We start from the raw sequence: 17,845 nt of genomic DNA, 5'->3' as shown, positions 1-17,845 counted from the left end.
CTCGGGTCCTCTCCCACTCAACGCGCGGCGTCCGGGAACGGGGAGCCGCCCCCCGACCCGGACGGGCTCCTAGCGCCCCAGGACCAGGCTGCCCCGGTAGCGGACATCGCCCGTCCGCGAATCGTAAAGGTAGTCCCGCGCCTCGGGATCGAGAGGCAGGGCCCCCACGATGCCCGCGGTCACGAGCTCCCGCAACCGGACCGGCGGGCGTCCCGCCCTGTCCCCGAACCGCGACACGGCGTCCTTCAGGTCAGCGAGGTCGACGTCCACCTTGAGGTCGTGGACGTGGTTCCAGGCGACGTTGCGCACGTAGGGATCGTCGGACGTCTCGTAGATCTCCGACCATTCCCGGAGCGATGTCCGCTTGTCACCGGCCCGGTTGTACATTTCGGCGTACAGACGCCGGACCAGAGGATGAACCCCCGGGACTTCGATGGCCCTCTTGAAATAGGACGCCGCGCGCCGGTAGTCGTGCAGGTCGTTGTAGCACAGGAAGCCCGCCTCGAACGCCACGATCCACTGGTCGGGGTTGTTGTTCACGCCCTTGTCCAGGAGCCGCAGCGCCATCTCCGGCTGGCGCGCCTCCGCGGACATGATCAGCGCTCCCACCAGGTAGGGATCCAGGTAGTGCGGGTCGAGCTCCGTGATCACCTGGCCGTAGATGTGCTCCAGGTAGGTGTAGCGATCCTTGATGTCGTAGTTGCCGTAGTACTGGATCGACCACAGGTAGACCATGTCGGCCACGAGCCCGTCGAACCCGAGCGAGACCGCCTTGAGGTACTTCCCCGAGGGCAGGTACAGGAGCGGGTGCACGGCGCCTGCAGGCTTCGACGCTTCGATCCGCCCCTGGACCAGGATGGCCAGGAGCAGGCCGGTGAGGGCGCACAGCACCATGCTCCGGCGGCGGTTCAGCGCCAGCGCCCGGGCCGTCACTATTGGAGCTCCTTGCGCTCGAACAGGGCACAGGCGGTCCCCAGGATCGCGGATCCGTACAGCGCCATGTAAGCCGCCGCCCAGAGGATGCGCGCGCCGTCGATCGGCAGGCCGTGGACCACCTCGCCCTTGATGTCGAAAGTCCCCAGGTTCGGCAGGAGGTAGTAGAGCGTCCGGCAGAGCGCCTTTCCCCAGGCCGTCGTCAGGCGGACGGCGAGCAGGTCGAGGCTCCACAGGAGGTGGCCGATGACATAGAGCGCCAGCGTCATGACACTCGCCAGGATCGGGGTCGACAGGCAGGAGAACAGAACGGCGATCGCGGTGATCAGCAGGAACTGGCAGTAGAGGAGGAGCACCGCGACGGCCAGCCATCCATTGAACGCCCCCTTGAACAGGAGGACGAGAAAAAACCACGCGGTCATGACCGCCGTGTTGACCAGGAGCGACAGCGCCAGTCCGGCGAATTTGCCGAGGATGAACTCGAAGCGGTGCAGGGGCTTGGCCAGGAGCGTGTAGACGGTGCGCCTCTCGATCTCGCGGCTCACCAGCCCGATGCCGATGAAGACCGCGGTCAGGACGCCGAAGATGTCGATCGTGGCCAGCCCGAAATCCCTGATGATCTTCTCCTCGCTGCCCACGGTCACGAGCGACAGGATCTGCGCGAACGAGATCATCGCGACCGCGAAGATGAGGAGCAGGTAGAGGATGCGGTGGCGGATCGCCTCGCGGAACGTGTTCAGCGCGATGGCGTTGATCCTAGCGAGCATGGCGTTCCGGCGTCTCGGCCGCGCCGGCGGCCGAGGCGCGGGCCTCGCGGATGAACAGGTCCTCGAGCGACTGCCGGCCCGGGGTCACGGAGACCAACTGGGCGCCCCCCCCGTTGAGCGTCGCGAGAATCCGGTGCATATCGGCCGGCGACTCCACCCGCACCAGCAGGCGATCGTCCCGGCGCGACACCACCTGTCCGCAGGGGAGGTTGCCGTTCTTCACGCCCTGGAGCGCCACCTCCCAGTACGGGATGTCGCGCGAGACCAGGTCGTCGATGCGCCCCACCGCCTTCAGCGATCCGCGCACCAGGAGCCCCACCCGGTCGCAGATCATCTCCGTGTCGGACAGGATGTGCGTCGAGAAGAACACGGTGCGGCCGCGCCCCTTCAGCTCCAGGATGATGTCGCGGACCTCGCGTCGGCCGATCGGGTCGAGCCCGGACATCGGCTCGTCCAGGATCACCAGCTCGGGGTCGTTGATCAGGGCCTGCGCCAGACCGATACGCTGCAGCATCCCTTTGGAGTAGTGCCGCAGCTGGCGATCGCCGCGGTTGGCAAGTCCGACCCGGCCCAGGAGCTCGCGGACCCGCCCGCGCCGCGTCGGCGCGTCGATGCCGAACAGCCGCGCGTGAAAATCGAGGAACTCCTCCCCGGTCAGGTAGTCGTAGAAGTACGGGTTCTCTGGAAGGAACCCGACCCGTCGTCGCGCCTCCGCCGGCACCCCCTCCTCGCCGAACAGCCCGACGCTTCCGGAATCCGGAAAGATCAACCCGAGGGCGAGCTTGATGGTGGTCGTCTTGCCGGCGCCGTTCGTGCCGATGAACCCGAAGATTTCCCCCGGCTCGATCGACAGGGAAAGTCCGCGGAGGACCCAGTGCTTCCGGATCGACAGGTGCGAGCGGTAGCTCTTGTGAACGTCTCTCAGCTCGAGGACCGGCATGACACCGCCAATATAGTCTTCCTGCCCATCATTTCAAGACGTTACCCCTCAAGGGGTTACGAACGAATCAGGATGCCGCGGCGAGGTTCCCGCCTCCGGGGCGGGCGATCGGGGCATCATTATTAGTAATGCTGGAACGGCCGCCGGACACGTTCCTCCGATTGCGGGTGATCTCCAGGTACAGCCGCTCCTGAGCCCGCACCATGCCGTCCATGTCGAACTCCGGCAGGACGGCCCGGGCCCTCCGGGCGAGGGCGGATGCGAGGTGCCGATCGTCGAGAAGACGGAGGACGCCGGACGCCATTCCCTCGGCGTCGAGCGGCGCGCAGACGATCCCGGTTTCGCCGTCCCGCAGGATGTCGCGCGTCCCGTCGACACCGGTCGCGACGATCGGCACGGAGGCCGCGATCGCCTCCGGCAGGACGCGCGGCAGCCCCTCCCAGAGGGAGGTGTGCAGGAGCACGTCGAGCCCCGCCATCAGCCGCGGGACGTCCCGCCGCCAGCCGAGGAGGCGCACGCCGGCGGAGAGATTCAAATCGCGGATGCGTCGTTCGAGTTCCCGGCGCAGCTCGCCGTCGCCGGCCAGGACGAAGACCGCCCGGGGCGCCTGCCGGACCACGCGGGCCGCGACCTCGACGAACGTCCGGGGCGACTTCTGGGGCTTCAGGCAGGCGATCATCCCGATCAGGGGCGCATCGGGCGCCACCCCGAGCTGCCGGCGCAGGGCGTCACGCGCCTCGCGTCGCGCGCCGCCGCGGGTCGCCTCTTCGAACGCCTCGAGGTGGACCCCGCTCCGGATCAGGGTGACGCGATCGCGCGCGAAGAGCCCGAGGGCGATCCCCGTCTCGAGGTTGGCGCGCGACACGGCGATGAAGTGCGACGTCGCGCGCGCCGCCAGCCGCTCGGCGCCGACCAGGGCACGGCGGATCGGCCACGGCTGCCCGGCGTGGAATCCGAACCCATGGATCGTGTGCACGACGTGCGGCACGCCGGCCAGGCGCGCCGCCAGCCGTCCGACGACCCCCGCCTTCGACGAGTGCGTGTGCACGATGTCGGGTCGCATCTCCCGGAAGAGCCGATGGAGGTGAACCAGCGCCGCCAGGTCCCGGTGCGGCCTGATGGGGCGCTGCAGGGAAGGGACGAACCGGACCGGCACCCCCAGGCGCGAGGCCTCTTCGTCCAGGATGCCGCCCGGACCGCAGAGGAGGCTCGGCACGAACGGCGCTCCCAGGTGGGACACGGTATACAGGGTGTTGTCCTGCGCCCCGCCGAGCTCCAGCCGGGTGATCACGTGGCAGACGCGCACCCCCCGCTCCGTCATGCCGCCTCTCTCGCCGGCGACGCGCGCCGGGACTGCAGCCACAGCTCCAGGACCAGGAGCGTCCAGATCATCTCGTCATAATTCCTCTGGCCGAGGCGGTGGATCTTGAGGACCGCCGCCACCGAGTCGGAGTTGAGATAGTCGCGCGACAGGGCACCCGGTCCCAGCAGAAGGTCATGCGCCACACCATGAAGATCGGATCGGAACCAGTGATCGATCGGCATCCCGAACCCCTTCTTGCGCGACCGGCGGACGCTCTCGGGAATGTGGCCCCGGTACACCCTGCGCAGGAACCGCTTCCCGCCCCGCGCGCCGATCTTGAGGGCGGACGGCAGGGAGGCGGCGAATTCCACCACGCGGTGATCGAGAAACGGGCTCCGGAGCTCCAGGCCGAAGGCCATCGAGGTGATGTCCGCCTTGAACAGGAGGTCGTCGGGCAGGTAATGGAGGAGATCGGCCCGCAGGAGGCGATCGATCAGGCTCTCCGATCCCCAGTCGTTGGGAATCATGCCGAGGGCGCGGGTGGGGTCGATTCCGGCGACACGCGCGGCAAACTCGGGCCGGTACAGTCGCGCGATTCGGCGCGCCCCGGGGTTCGCCATCCACAGGGCATTCCGCTCGCGCGCCGGCAGCTCCCATCCGTCGAAGAAGCGTCGCAGCCGCCCGGAGAGGTTGTGCCTGGTCTTCTCGGACGACAGCGCCTCGAGGAGGGCGTGGAACGGCGTGCGCGACACCACGCCGGGGAGCCATCCCATCCGGTCGGCGAGCCAGTGCGCCCGGTAGCGGTCATATCCCGCGAAATTCTCGTCCCCCCCGTCCCCTCCCAGCGCCACCTTGACGTGCCGGGACACCGCGCGCGCCAGGTGCCAGGAAGGCACGATCGACGGGTCGGCAAAAGGAGTTTTCAGGTGCCTCACGATGGCCCCGAGCGTGTCGATCACCGGCTCCTGGACGGTCATTTCCTCCAGGCGGATGCCGAAATAGGCGGCCGTGGCGCGCGCCCGCGGCCGCTCGTCATAATCGGTCTCCGTGAAGCCGAGGGTGAAGGCCCCGAAGGCCCCGGCGTGGTTCCGCCGGATGTGGTAGGCCACGGCGGTCGAGTCGAGCCCGCCCGACAGCAGGAGCGCCACCGGCACGTCGCTGCGCAGTCGGATCTTGACCGCGTCGTCCATCAGGAGCCGATAGCGCTCCTCCCACTCCACCGGCCGCCCGCGCGGAGGTCCGGCGTTCTGCGGCAGGGACCAGTACGGCTCCAGGCGGATCCGGCCGCTGTCGTAGAACAGGACGTGCGCCGGCGGCAGTTGCCGGATCGAGGTGTAGGCGGTTCCCGGGTGCGGAATGAAGCGCAGCGCCAGGGCGTGGTGGATCGCCCGCGGATCGAGGTCGGGATGGAAGCCCGGCTCGGCGAGAAGACCTCCGATCTCGGACGCGAAACGGATGCCGCCGTCCTCGAGCCGGTACACCAGCGGCTTGACGCCCAGCCTGTCCCGGGCCAGAAGCAGCGTGCGCCGGCGCTCGTCCCATAGGGCGATGGCGAACATGCCGGCCAGCCGGCGCAGGAAATCGGGGCCGTGCGCCAGGTAGAGCTGGAGGAGGACCTCGGTGTCCCCGGTCGAGCGGAACCGGACTCCGTGCCGCTTCAGCTCCTCCCGCAGCTCGACGTGGTTGTAGATCTCGCCGTTCCACGACAGGACCACCTGTCCGTCGGGGCTGGCCATCGGCAGGTGCCCCGCCGGAGACAAATCAAGGATCGCCAGACGGCGGCTGGCCAGGCCGATGCCCGGACCGATGTGCTCCCCCGCGTCGTCGGGGCCGCGGTGCGCCACGGCGTCGGCCATGGCGCGGAGCGCCGCCTCGTCGGGGCGGCGTGTATCCCGGTACGCGATGCCGGCCAGCCCGCACATGTCAGTCTCCCCTCACGGGCACGCCCGGCGGGCGCGCCGGCCCCCTCCGAGCGCTGCGTCCAGCCGCCCTGCGAGCTCCATGCCGGCCTGGATCGCCCCTTCCATCGAAGAGTATTCCCACGATCCGAACCGACCCGCGGAATGGATGCCGGCGGCCTGCAGCGTCTCGTGCACCCTCGGCAGGCTGCCCGCGCGGAAGCGGTCGTAGATGACGTACGCCGGATCGAGGACCTGGACACGGCGGTACACGACCCGGTCCCCTTTCCACAGGATCCCGGCGCGCCGCAGATCGTCGACCGCCGCCCCGACGACCTCGTCCTCCTCGAACGGCTCGTCGCGCAGGAGCGATCGCTCGACGTACAGGGACGAGCAGCCGCGCGGTGCCAGCGAGGGGGACAGGTTCGCGGGGAAGCCCACGCGATAGAAGGAGAACTCCGGCTCCGGGAAGTAGATCCAGTGCGCCCCGGAGATCGGATCGCGGTCCACGCCCAGGCTGATGTTGAGGACCCGCACGGCGCGCAGCCGGGCGCCGACCTCGGGCAGCCCGCCGTCGAGGCCGCGCGTGATCCTGAGAAGATGGTCGAGAGGCAGGGTCGACACCAGGGCCTCGTACCGCACCTCGCGGCCGCCGGCGAGTCGCACGACGCGGGCGCGCGCGTCCACCGCTTCGACCGTCTCGTTGAGGCGCACCTCCGTGCCGCGCCGCGCCAGCGCCTCGGGCAGGGCGCTGATGCCTCCCCGCCGGGGATAGAGAAAGACCGGGTTGTATCCGAGGCCGCGCACGGTCGCGCCGAACGCCCCGTCGAGGACCTCCTTGAGCGCCGGGCGGGGGATCGACCACGAGACCCAGCCGCACTCGATCTCGTCGAGGTCCGTGCGCCACAGCTTGGTGTTGTACGGCACCATGAAGTGCCGGGCGATGCCCGCGCCGAACGTGCGCGAGGCCCACTCCCTGAATGTCAGCTGCGTCATGTCCGGCTCCCCCTCCGCCGCCCGACGCACCAGGGCCTCGACGAATCCGCCGACGCACTCCTGCACGACCTCCGGCGGCAGGCCGTGGAGGTTGGCCTGGAACGGGTAGGGGGTGAACACCTTGTTGGAATAGATCATCGCCCGGCGCTCGTGACGCGCAAAGGCGCCCGGCAGGATGGCATCCACCAGCGATTGCACCCGGGGGTCGCGCAGGTGGAGCAGGTGCCCGGTGCAGTCGAAGGTGAAGCCGTTCTCGCTGTGGGTGCGCGCCAGACCGCCGACCTCACGCTCCCGTTCGAGCACGACGCTCGGCGTGCGCAGGTGGTAGGCGGCCGACAGGCCGGTGAGGCCCGCTCCCAGAATCACCACCGGACAGGAGTCGCTCATCCGTTGACCTCCGGTCGCACGGAAGCGCCCGTCATAAGGACATGTCGATGCGCCGGAGACACAGCGCCAGGACGATCGAAGCCAGGGCGATGCCGGCCAGGATGCCCAGGGCGACCGGCCCCCCCGCCAGCATCATGGCGATCGCCAGTCCGCCGAGCACCACGGTCGCCGCCCAGGAGGCCCGGACGGTCTCCACGGTCGTCAGCCGCCACTTGCGCAGCCGCAGGGCAAAGTGGTCCGGGCTGCCGAGAAAAACCGGCAGGCCGCGGCGGTACCGCACGTACATCACGAAGAGCATGTCGAAGATCGGCACGCCCAGAATGACGACGGGGGCGACCGAGGCCACCAGGTTCTGCCGCGTGTACGAGTTGTTCATGGCCAGCGCCCCCAGCATCAGCCCGATGAACATGCTGCCCGTGTCCCCCATGTAGATCCGGGCCGGCGGGACGTTGTAGCGCAGGAACCCGACCAGCGACCCGCACAGGGCGGCGAGAAGAATGGCGTACGCCTGCCGCCCGTTGACCGCCGCGATCAGAAACAGGATGAAGGACGCCGCGGCGGCGACACCCGCCGCCAGGCCGTCCATGACGTCGATCAGGTTGAAGGCGTTGATGATCCCGAGCAGCCACAGGAAGGACAGGACGATCGCCACGGGGGGGGGCAGGAATCCGAGCTTGATGTACACGGAGGCGTTGATCAGAGTCAGGACGGCCACCACCTGGCCCGCCAGCTTGATCCCCGGGGACAGCACTCCCAGATCGTCGATGAGGCCGAGGATCACGGCGATCGCCCCGCCCAGGAGCATCCCCAGCACCTCGGTCGAGTCGAAGCGCCGGGTCGCGGTCAGAGCCAGGAGGAACGACAGGTAGATCGCCAGACCGCCGAGGTACGGCACCGGCTCCGCCTGATTCTTCAGACGGCCGTCGGGCCGATCGACGATCCCGAAGCGCAGCGCAGCCGTGCGCATGAGGGGAGTGGTGTACAGGCTGATCACCAGGGCCAGCCCGAAGGCCAGGGCGCATTGCAGCAGCCACCCGCTCAACTCCCGCTCCGCCGGCCGCCGGCCGCGGCCGGTGCGGCCTGGCCACGGCTGCGATCGAGGAGATCACGATAATGCTCCTGGAGCTCCCGCACCATTCTCTCGATCCCGAATCGCTCGCGCGCCCGCGCGCAGCCGGTGCGGGCCAGGCGCTCCGCCAGGCCGCGGTTTCTCAAGAGAAGCCCGCACGCGGCGGCCAGGGCCGGGGCATCACCGGGCGGCACGAGGACCCCGGTCTCCCCGTCCACCACGACCTCCACAACACCGCCGACGCGGCTGGCCACGACCGGGGTGCCCACGGCCATCGCTTCGACGGCCGTCAGCCCGAATCCCTCCCACAGCGAGGGCTGCACGAACAGGTCGAAGGCGCGCATCACGTCCGGAACGTCGCGCCGGGGTCCGGCGAAGGTGGTGCAGTGGCTGACGCCCTCGCGCGCCGCGCGCGCCTCGAGGGAGCCGCGCGCCGGGCCCTCGCCGACGACGGCGAACCGGAGGCGCGGAAAGTCCCGCGCCAGAAGGCGCGCCGCCGCGAGGAAGACCGCCAGTCCCTTCTTCGGCTCGACCAGGCGGCCAAGGGACCCGATCAGCAGATCGTCCGGCGAGGCCCCGAGCTCCCTGCGAATCCGCTCGCGCGTCCGGGGTTCACGAGACTCGTCCGGGAGCTCGATGCCGTTTGGCAGGGTGCGCACCAGCCCGGCAGGCAGGCCGAGGACATTCAGCGCGTGGTGCCGCACCGCCTCCGAGCAGGCCGTGACCGAGTCCGACAGGGGGGCCGTGAGCCGCTCGATGAGGCGGTGGTAGAAGCGCATCCAGACGTCGGTGTCGTGGTGGGCCGTGACCACCACGGGCACGGAAGCGAGGCGCCCCAGGATCCGCGCGGCGACGTTGGCGCGGAACATGTGCCCCTGCAGGATCTGGATCCGGTCGCGCCTGAGGATCGACAGGAGCCGCCCGAAGGCGCGCAGATCCCACGCTCCCCGCCCTCCCAGGGCCACGGCGCGCACACCGCACGCCTCGAGCTCGTCCCCCAGGAGCCCCCAGCCCTTGAGACCGACGATCGTGACCTCGAAGCCCTCGCGCTGCAGCCTGGGTGCGGTCGTCAGGATGAGCTGCTCCGCGCCTCCGATACCGAATCCGACCGTCAGGATCAGCAGGCGGGGCCGGCCGCCCCCTGGCGCCGGATCCGCGCGCGGGGCGGAGCTCTCCTCGCGCTCCGGCGGCGGCGACGGTTGCGTCCGGGCGGAGATCATCGCGCCCTCCCCAGGACACGGGCGTAGAGGGCATCCACCCGGGCCGCCTCGGACTCGATCGAGTGTCGCTCCGCCGCCCGGAGCGCCGCCGTCTCTCCCAGCCGGCGGGCCGCGGCGGGATCGAGCAGGATCGCGATCGAAGCGGCGGCCAGCGCATCGGGATCGCCGGGAGGAACCAGGACGCCGGACTCGCCGTCGTCCACGATCTCCGGGATTCCCCCCACCCGGCTGGCGACGACGGGAAGCCCCGCCGCCATCGCCTCGAGCAGGCTCAATCCGAACCCTTCGTAGAGGGAGGGCTGCACGAAAAGGTCCAGGGCCGCCAGGACCCGTGCGACGTCCCGCCTCTGCCCGAGAAACTGCACCCGGTCTCCCACTCCCAGGAGCCTGGCCTCCTCCTCGAGCGCGCGGCGCTGTCCCCCCTCGCCCGCCAGGACCAGGCCGGCGCCCGGCAGCGCCCGGAGGATGGCGGGAAGGGCCCGCAGGAGGTGCGCGTGCCCTTTCTCGGGCGACAGCCGCCCCACGGCCCCCAGGAGGGGATCGAGAGGGCGCAGGCCGAGGGCCCGGCGCGCCTCGGCGCGCGGCACCGGGGCCACGGGGGCCGCCACACCATGCCCGATGATCGTCATCTTCCGCCGCGGCAGGCGCTCGCACGACTCCAGGAAGGAGGCCAGCCCCTCCGACACGACGATCACGGCGTCGTCCATCGCGTACGCCAGCCTCTCGAGGAGAAGAAACGGGCCGCGCTTCCAGGTGCGCCGGGTGCGAAACTCGTCGGGAGCGTGCTTGGTCGAGACCACCGCCCGGGCCCCTCCGAGCCGCGCCGCGAGCGCCCCATGGAAGTCGGCCACGTCCATGTGGGTGTGCACCAGCTGGATCCGCTCGCGCGCCACGTAGCGTCGCAGGCGGAGGCAGCAGAGCGGATCGAAGCCGGCGCACGGCCCCATCGGCACCACGGGCGCTTCGATCGCCTCGAAGTCCGGGGCCAGGAGCGGCTCCCCTCTCAGGAACGCCACCCGGAAATCGTAGCGGCGCCTGTCGAGCGCGGCCAGGAGGCGCAGGACGGAGATCTCCGACCCGCCCGGGAGAAGCGTCGAGAGGACGTGCAGGACCCTCACCCTCGCGCCGGCCGGGGCCGGCTCGAGGTCGGCGCGTTCCCGTCTCGCCGCCAGCGTCATCGCCGGACTCCCGCCGCCGCGAGGAGCGGCCGGCCGGAGGCGGCCGCGATCTCCGTCTGCAGAGACGCGAAGCGCCGGTCCCACGTGTGGCGCCGCGCGAAGTCTCGTCGCTCCATCCTCCGGCTCCCCCCCTCGAGCCTTGTCCGTTCGAGCGCGGCGGCGAACTCCTGCGGGGTCGCGGCCACCTCGATCGGCGCCCCCATGGCGGCGGTCTCGCGCATCGGAGTCGCCACCACCGGCAGGCCGGCGGCGCAATACTCGTACACCTTCAGAGGATGGATGGCGTGCGTGAGGGGGCTGAGTTGAAAGGGCACGATCCCGGCGTCGGCCGCGCCCATGTAGGCCGGCAGATCGCCGTAGGGTCGCGGCCCCAGGACGCGGACGTTCGGCAGGTCCCGCAGGATCCGGAGATCGGCCCGCGCCGGTCCCAGGAGCACGAAACCCCAGGCGGGCAGCAGCCGCGCCACCCGCGCCACGAGCCCCGCGTCGAACCAGTGATCGAGCGCCCCGACGTAGAGAGCGCGCGGCCGCGGCGTCCCGCCCAGGTCCTCAGGCTCGGGCGCGTCGGACGATTCGAACGGGGCCGGATCGCACGCATTCGGCAGATGCAGCACCCGGCGTGCTCCCAGCCCGCGGGCGCGCGCCTCGAGCGTCCGGGCGGTCGCCAGGACCAGGCCGGCGCGTCGGCACACTTCCGCCTCCAGCGCCGCGAAGCTCTTCGGCGTGTCGGGGAAGGCGGTCGTCTCGTCGCTCATGCGATAGATCGAGAGATCGTGCGGCACCTCGTCCAGGAGGGCGAGGAACGGGCTGCCCGTCGACATCCACAGGATGTCGAACCGGTCGAACCCGGCCCGCGCCAGGACGTCCCTGAAGCGCGGCAGCGTGGCGCGGAGCGTGAGGCGCTGCATGATGGGCCGATCGAACAGCGGGTAGGGGCGGTACGGCAGGAGAGTCATGGGGGCGTAGGCGAACATCCGGTCGTCATGGAGCCACGTGCCACCGCGCCGCCACAGCTGGAACCGCGCCCGGGTCTCGGCGTTCGACTTGACGAGATTGACGGGCGAGAGCGGGCCGGCGCACCAGACGACCCGCGAGCCTGCGGCCAGGAAGCGCTCGGCATAGTGGTGCCCTCCGACCTTGATCGGGCCCCCGGGCGCGAACGACTCCCACATGAGGATGTTCATCGCTCCCCCCGCACCGCCCGCGCCACGGCGAAGGTGGCGCGCATCGTCGCCTCGATCTCGTGGAGCGCGATCACCCCGTGCGGCTCGCCGCGCAGCGCCCGCCCGATCTCCTCCCACTGCCCTTCGAAACCCTTGTCCTGCCTCCCCAGGTCGAGCGATCCGCCGGCGCCACCGTGCACGGTGAGGCGGATGAAATCATCCAGGACGATGGCCGCCCCGCCCTTGAAGATCTCCAGTCTCTCTTTCGGCAGTCCCGGGTCGCCCAGGCCGCTGTAGACGAGAACGGCGCGCGATCCACCGCGGAGATCCAGGGTCGCGGCGAACGAATCGCCGTTCACCACGCCGACCCCGTCCGACGGCACCGCCGTGGCCCGCGCCGCCAGGACGTCGGGCCCCGCCAGGTACAGCATCAGATCGAGAAAATGGCAGCACTCGCCCAGAATCCGCCCGCCGCCCCGGACGGGGTCCTGCTGCCAGTGCGAGGCCGGCAGGTACCCGGCGTTCACGCGGTAGACCAGGAGCCCGGGCCCCGTGAGCCGCCCCAGGACCTCGCGCGCCCGGCGCGCCAGCGGGCTGTAGCGCCGGTTGAACCCGACGGCCAGGAGCCGCCGCGCCCGGCGCGCCTCGTCGAGAAGCGGCGTCACCTCGGATTCCTCCAGGCAGAGCGGCTTCTCGACCAGGACGTGCCGGCCTGCGCGCAGCGCCTGCAGGGCCTGCGGGGCGTGCAGATCGTGTCGCGTCCCGATCAGCAGCAGGTCGATCGAGTCCTCGCGCAGCAGGTCCTGGACGTCGGTGGTGGCCAGATCGAGGTGGAATCGGCGCGCGGTCTCCCGCGCGTTGAGCGGCGAGGCGGTGGCCACGCCGCGCAGACGGAACGCCCGGTCGCGACGCAGGAGCGGCAGGTGGACGGCCTTGACGAACTCCCCGGCTCCGACGACCCCGACGCCGATGGGGCGCGCCGTGACCAGGCGATCGAGCGCCGAAGGCGCCGGCGCGACGCCGCCCGGCCGCTCGCCGGGCGTGGCATCCCGGGTGTCCGCCGTCGCCGCGCGCGGGGCGATCGAGCCCCCTCCGTCCTCCGTCCCGGCCTCCGGAGGCGCGGGATAGCGCAGGAGGACGCCAACCGGCCTCTCCCCCGGCGTGTCCCGATCGATGGCCTCATACGCCGCCGCCGCTTCGGCGAGGGGAAAAACGCGATCGATCAGGGGGCGCACGCGCACCCGGCCGTCGCGCAGGAGATCGAGAAAGGCCGCCATGTTGCGGTTGAGCGTCCAGCGCACGTACGGAGCCGGATAGTCGATCCCCTGCTCCTCGTAGGAGGGGTCGTACCTCCCCGGACCGTAGGATGTGCTGATCACCACATCCAGCTCCTTGTCGTACATCAGCGCCCGGTCGAGATCCATCCCGACGTCCCCCACGATGACGACGCGCCCCTTCTTGCGGCACAGCCGCATCGCCAGGTTGGCCACCTCCGGGCCCCGCGCCGCCGCGCAGACCACGACCGCGTCCGCCAGGAGGCCCCCCGTCGCCCGCGGAACCTCCTCGCGCGGATCGCGCGCGCCGAAGTCGTGGGCCTCGAGGCCGAGGGCGCGGCCGAGAGCGGCCCGGCCGGGATCGGGATCGAAGCCGAGCACGCGCGCGCCCGCGGCGCGCAGGACCTGGCCGGCGAGCGTTCCAATCAGCCCGAGTCCCAGGACGACCGCGCATTCGCCGACCTGGATCCCCGACCGCCGCACGCCCTGCAGGGCGATCGACCCGAGGGTGGCGAAGGCGGCCTCGTCGAGCGGCACGCCTTCGGGCACCGGCACGGCGAGCATGCGCGGCACGGCGATCCACTCGGCATGGGAGGCGTGCCCGGCGCCGGCGCAGGCGACCGCCGTGCCGGGCGGAAGGTCGAGGACGCCCGGGCCCGCCGCCTGCACCCGTCCGCTGGCGGCGTAGCCGGGCGCCACGGCGTGCGGCTCCCGGGCGCTCCGGATCCGATCCAGGATGGCGCCGGGCCCCTCGGCCGCCAGCACATCGAGCGCCTTGCGGAGCGCCGACGGGTCGGCGATCCGGTTCAGGATCGAGGCCGCCTCGCCGGCGTGGAGCGCGGCGCGCTCCGTGCCGGCGCTGAGCACGGAGTACAGCGTGCGCACCAGCACCCGCCCCGGACCGGCCTGGGGCGCGGGAACCTCCTCCAGCACCGCCCTTCCCTCTTTGAGGAGCACCTGCTTCACGGCCACTCCTCCCGAAGCGTCCGGGCGGGCCCCCCGGAAGGGGCTCCGGGCTCGATGGCGAAGCGTGCGATGGCCGGCAGATCGCCGGTCCACTCGTAGCGCACGACGCGCGCGCGCTCGACCCGGCCGTACCCCGGCGAGAACAGATCGTCCTCCAGGTAGCCCCGGGCCCCTTCCGGCAGGGACACCGGCAGGAGACCGAACTCGACCCCGCCGCTCCGGAAACGCGACGGGCAGCCGAGATCCCGATCGGCCAGCACGCAGCGCGGTCCCAGGTGGAAGAACCATTCGATGCGATGCCGGCCCCGGCCCTCGAGTCGATCCTCGATCACGAAGCGACGCGTCCTCTTGTTCAGAAGGACGATGCGGCGATGCACGACGGGATCGGGAAGGCGGGCGTATCCGTGGTGCAGCGCCTCGGCCAGGTCGAATCCGGTGCGCGACTCGAAGCGCACGACCTCGGGGCGATCGATCCCCGGCAGCTCGAACGGCCTCCCGGGGAGCGGGTTGATCTCCTCGCCGTCGACCCGCACCGTATTATGGGCCGCAGTCGACCGGAAGCGGTCCCTGAGCGGCAGGTCCGGCGTGTAGCCCCCGGTCCCCGGATCGACGAGCAGGTCCTCCCCCAGCGCCTGGATCTCCACCGCCAGCGTATCGTTGTGGGCGTGCGTCCCGAGCCCTCCCAGGCCCACCGGGCCCGTCTCGAAGAAGGCGTACAGGTCGTCGTGCCGGAGAAGGACGGCGCCGCCCTCCTTGAAGTGCCTTCCGGTCACGCTGACCCGGGGCGCCGCCGGCGACTCCAGCCGCCGGGCGCAATCCTCTCCGAAGAACCAGAACGCTTCCTCCCAGCGTCCCCCAGCCAGGGCGAAGAGGGCGCCGTCGTCGAAGGCACACCCGCCGAGCGCCAGCAGGTGCCGGTGATCGCGCCGATCGGCGTCGTAGTCGCCGAGGATCTGCAGGCGTCCGTCGTCGTTGTCCCCCACCTGCGGCGCCAGGCCGTCCGGCTTGGTGTAGTGCGCGACGTAGCCGACCATGGCGTGCACGCGGTGCCGGAGGGCCGGCAGGCGGAAGCCGGCCCGTTCCAGGAGCAGCAGGGACGTCAGGGCCATCTCGGTCATCAGGCGGTGGTAGGAGGTCGAGGCTTCGTAGTCCACTCCGTCCGGGCCGGTCTGCCGCTCGTTTTCGCGGGCGATCTCGGTGATCGCCAGGCCCCTCCAGGAGTCGGCCTCCGGAGCGCCCCGGAACAGGAGCCCCAGGAACAGCAGCCCCACGAGATCGGCGAAATAGTGGTTGCCGCTCGGTCCCGCACCGGCCTCGAGGTTCAGGACGATGAACCGTCCGTGCACGAACAGCGAGCGGAACAGCAGGGACGCGAGCGGACGATCCGCCAGGATCTCCGGCCGGAACAGGGCGTACGCCCAGATCCAGTTGACCGCCCGGATGGCGACGTCCATGGCGCACGTCCAGTTCACGCCGCGCCCCGGGCGATTCCCCGCAATCCAGTCGAGGACCTGGGCGCGGAACTCCGCGTAATATCGCCCATCCCCGGTCAGCCACAGGGCCTGCCCGAGCGCCGGCAGGTGCTGGAAGCGGGAGAGCTCCCAGGGGACCTTCACGTCGAAACCCCTCCCGAAATCCCCTTCGAGGCGGGCGCGCAGGTCCTCGAAATGGGCGCCGGGCTCCCAGTGATGCCCCGCCTTGAAATCGGCGTGCCAGGGGATCCGGGGTCCCAGGTCCCGGTCTCCCGAGCCAAGGAGATCGAAACGGTGCGCCAGGACCCGGTCGGCCCGGGCGATGACGCGCGCCCGTCTCTCCGGGTGGCGCGTGGCGAAGTACGTCGCGGCGAATTCGCGCCGCAGGTCGCCGAGGAGCAGGCGGCTCGAGGCATCGTGCCCGGCGGCCGCCAGGAACTCCTCGAACGTGCCGAAGCGCCCCCCGAGGTCGCCGAGGAAGGCGTTCTCGGACGGCAGCGCCAGGCGCGCGCCGTCCTGCAGGCGGCGCACCGCCCGTCCGACGCGCCTCTTCAAATCGCGCGCCGCGCCGATCGGCAGCTGGAGCGCCCGGCTCAGCTCCATCGCAGAAGCCCCATGTCGCGCAGGCGTGACAGAAGCCCCTGGGCGCGCGACTCCCAGGTGTGGCGCTTCTCCGCGGCGGCGCGCGCGGCCCGGCCGAGCCGGTCTCTTTCATCGGGACGGTCGACGAGCCGCAGGATCGCGGCGGCGAGCGCCGCCTCGTCCCCCGGCGGCACCAGGAGCGCGGTCCGCCCGTCCTCGAGCACCTCGCCGATCTGCTCCAGCCGGCTGGCCACGATGGCGCGCCCCATCGCCATGTATTCGAAGAGCTTGGTCGGTGATCCGAAGAACCGGCTGCCATCCGCGTTCGCGACGTGCGGCGCCACCAGGATGTCCATGGCCGCCAGGTGACCAGGCCCGTGCTCCTGCGCGACGAGCCCGGTAAACCGGGCGCGATCCAGGACGCCAGCCTCCGCCAGGATCGCTTCCGCGGCGCCCCGCTCCGCGCCGTCGCCCACGAACAGGAAGCGCGCCTGCGGCCGCGCGGCGAGGACGCGCGACGCCGCCCTCGCCATCACGCTGGCCCCGTGCCAGACGCCGAACGTGCCGATGAACCCACAGACGCAGGATCCGCTCAGGCCCAGCCGCGTCCGGACCTCGGTGGCGTCGAGGCCGGGATGGTAGCGCTCGGGATCGACGGCGTTCGGCAGCACCACGACCCGCCCGGGCTCGACGCCGCGCGCCACGACGTCGTCCCGGAGCGCCCCGGAGACCACCGACACCAGGTCGGCATGGCGCAGGTTGATCGCCTCGATCCTCTCGTACAGCGCCCGCTGTCCGAGCGGCCGTCCCCAGTGATCGGCGATCCAGACTTCGGAGCCGTTGTATTCGAGCACCAGGGGAATATCCAGGCGGCGCGCCAGGGCGACCCCGGCGTGATTGGCCGGATCGAAGCGCTGGTACAGGAAGCCGGGCGGATTCTCCGCGAGGAGGCGGGCGGCGTGCTTCTCGAAGTGAAACGAGTGCGCCAGCGCCGCGACCTCGCGGCCGACGTTGTACAGGCGCTTCGGAGCGACCACGCGCACCTCGTGCCGGCAGATCCCGATCGCCCCGGGACGCCCCGAGGCGATGAAGCCGACCTCGCACCCGGCGGCCGCGAGCCCCGCGGCGACCCCGGCGGTGTGCCCGACCGATCCGCCCGCCCGGATGCCGGACCAGAAGTCGGTGCGCAGGTAGACCACGCGGCGCCCGGTCGCGGGCTTCGGACGATGGCGTGCCACAAGGGCCAGGCGGCGGACGCGCGCCGCCGTCCTCAGGAGGGCCCCCGCCGACGCCGCCAGTCCCGCGACGAGAAACGGCAGGTCGCGTCCGAGAAACCGCCCGGGCGACAGACGCAGGCGCCGTCCCTGCAGGTCGAGAATGGAGGTCGGCCTCCCCGCGGCCGCGGCACCGAGAGCCTGGATGCGCCAGAGCCTTTCGTGGGCGTCGAGGTCGTCGATCAGAAAGACCACCTCGGCGCACGGCAGGGACCGGAGCATCGCGGCGGCGCCCCACGGTCCGGCCCCCGCGAGGTTCTCGCGTCGCACCTCCAGGACGGCACGGCCCGGGAGCAGGCGCGGCAGAAGCCTCCCCGCCTCCGCCCGATCCCGTGCCAGGAAGACGACCGCGGCCGCAGGCTCGGGAGCACCCCTCTCTTCCCCGGGGATCGCGTCTCGCAGACGGACGGCCGCGCCGGTCAT

At 71.3% G+C, this 17,845-nt stretch carries 13 protein-coding genes; all 13 read right to left on the bottom strand.

Going from position 1 to position 17,845, the window contains the following annotated elements; genetic code table 11:
* Positions 1–69: 69 nt before the first annotated feature.
* The 13 genes from VGV60_15740 to VGV60_15680 all read right to left on the bottom strand — a co-directional run bounded on the left by VGV60_15740 (position 70) and on the right by VGV60_15680 (position 17,845).
* Positions 70–933, bottom strand: a complete 864-nt coding sequence (locus VGV60_15740) for a tetratricopeptide repeat protein (protein ID HEV8702727.1) — start codon at positions 931–933, stop codon at positions 70–72.
* Positions 933–1,700, bottom strand: coding sequence for an ABC transporter permease (locus VGV60_15735; protein ID HEV8702726.1), 768 nt, complete (start codon positions 1,698–1,700; stop codon positions 933–935). Before VGV60_15735 ends, VGV60_15740 begins: the two co-directional genes overlap by 1 nt.
* Positions 1,690–2,640 carry an ABC transporter ATP-binding protein gene (locus VGV60_15730; protein HEV8702725.1) on the bottom strand — a complete coding sequence of 317 codons (951 nt, stop codon included), beginning with the start codon at positions 2,638–2,640 and terminating at the stop codon, positions 1,690–1,692. The genes VGV60_15735 and VGV60_15730 overlap by 11 nt, the downstream gene beginning before the upstream one ends.
* A gap of 67 nt (positions 2,641–2,707) precedes the next feature.
* Positions 2,708–3,961 carry a glycosyltransferase family 4 protein gene (locus tag VGV60_15725; protein ID HEV8702724.1) on the bottom strand — a complete coding sequence of 418 codons (1,254 nt, stop codon included), beginning with the start codon at positions 3,959–3,961 and terminating at the stop codon, positions 2,708–2,710.
* On the bottom strand, positions 3,958–5,865 hold the full coding sequence (asnB, locus tag VGV60_15720) for an asparagine synthase (glutamine-hydrolyzing) (protein ID HEV8702723.1): 1,908 nt from the start codon (positions 5,863–5,865) through the stop codon (positions 3,958–3,960). The genes VGV60_15725 and asnB overlap by 4 nt, the downstream gene beginning before the upstream one ends.
* 12 nt (positions 5,866–5,877) lie before the next feature.
* On the bottom strand, positions 5,878–7,224 hold the full coding sequence (locus tag VGV60_15715) for an FAD-dependent oxidoreductase (GenBank protein HEV8702722.1): 1,347 nt from the start codon (positions 7,222–7,224) through the stop codon (positions 5,878–5,880).
* 31 nt (positions 7,225–7,255) lie between these two features.
* Positions 7,256–8,266 carry an MraY family glycosyltransferase gene (locus tag VGV60_15710; protein HEV8702721.1) on the bottom strand — a complete coding sequence of 337 codons (1,011 nt, stop codon included), beginning with the start codon at positions 8,264–8,266 and terminating at the stop codon, positions 7,256–7,258.
* Positions 8,263–9,513 (bottom strand): glycosyltransferase, encoded by a 1,251-nt coding sequence (locus tag VGV60_15705; protein ID HEV8702720.1) that lies wholly within the window; start codon positions 9,511–9,513, stop codon positions 8,263–8,265. The genes VGV60_15710 and VGV60_15705 overlap by 4 nt, the downstream gene beginning before the upstream one ends.
* Complete coding sequence (locus VGV60_15700) at positions 9,510–10,691, bottom strand: glycosyltransferase (protein ID HEV8702719.1); 1,182 nt, start codon at positions 10,689–10,691, stop codon at positions 9,510–9,512. Before VGV60_15700 ends, VGV60_15705 begins: the two co-directional genes overlap by 4 nt.
* Positions 10,688–11,875 (bottom strand): glycosyltransferase, encoded by a 1,188-nt coding sequence (locus VGV60_15695; GenBank protein ID HEV8702718.1) that lies wholly within the window; start codon positions 11,873–11,875, stop codon positions 10,688–10,690. The genes VGV60_15700 and VGV60_15695 overlap by 4 nt, the downstream gene beginning before the upstream one ends.
* Positions 11,872–14,094, bottom strand: coding sequence for a Gfo/Idh/MocA family oxidoreductase (locus VGV60_15690; GenBank protein HEV8702717.1), 2,223 nt, complete (start codon positions 14,092–14,094; stop codon positions 11,872–11,874). Before VGV60_15690 ends, VGV60_15695 begins: the two co-directional genes overlap by 4 nt.
* The gene (locus VGV60_15685) at positions 14,091–16,169 is read right to left on the bottom strand and encodes an alginate lyase family protein (protein ID HEV8702716.1); all 2,079 of its coding nucleotides are present in this window, start codon (positions 16,167–16,169) and stop codon (positions 14,091–14,093) included. The genes VGV60_15690 and VGV60_15685 overlap by 4 nt, the downstream gene beginning before the upstream one ends.
* Entirely contained in the window at positions 16,160–17,845 is a 1,686-nt protein-coding gene (locus tag VGV60_15680) for a glycosyltransferase (GenBank protein ID HEV8702715.1), read from the bottom strand. Before VGV60_15680 ends, VGV60_15685 begins: the two co-directional genes overlap by 10 nt.

It is taken from the genome of Candidatus Polarisedimenticolia bacterium, assembly GCA_036001465.1.
Classification (GTDB): domain Bacteria; phylum Acidobacteriota; class Polarisedimenticolia; order Gp22-AA2; family Gp22-AA2; genus Gp22-AA3.
Note: the sequence above shows the minus strand (reverse complement) of the source record. Positions and strands in the feature narration are given on the sequence as shown.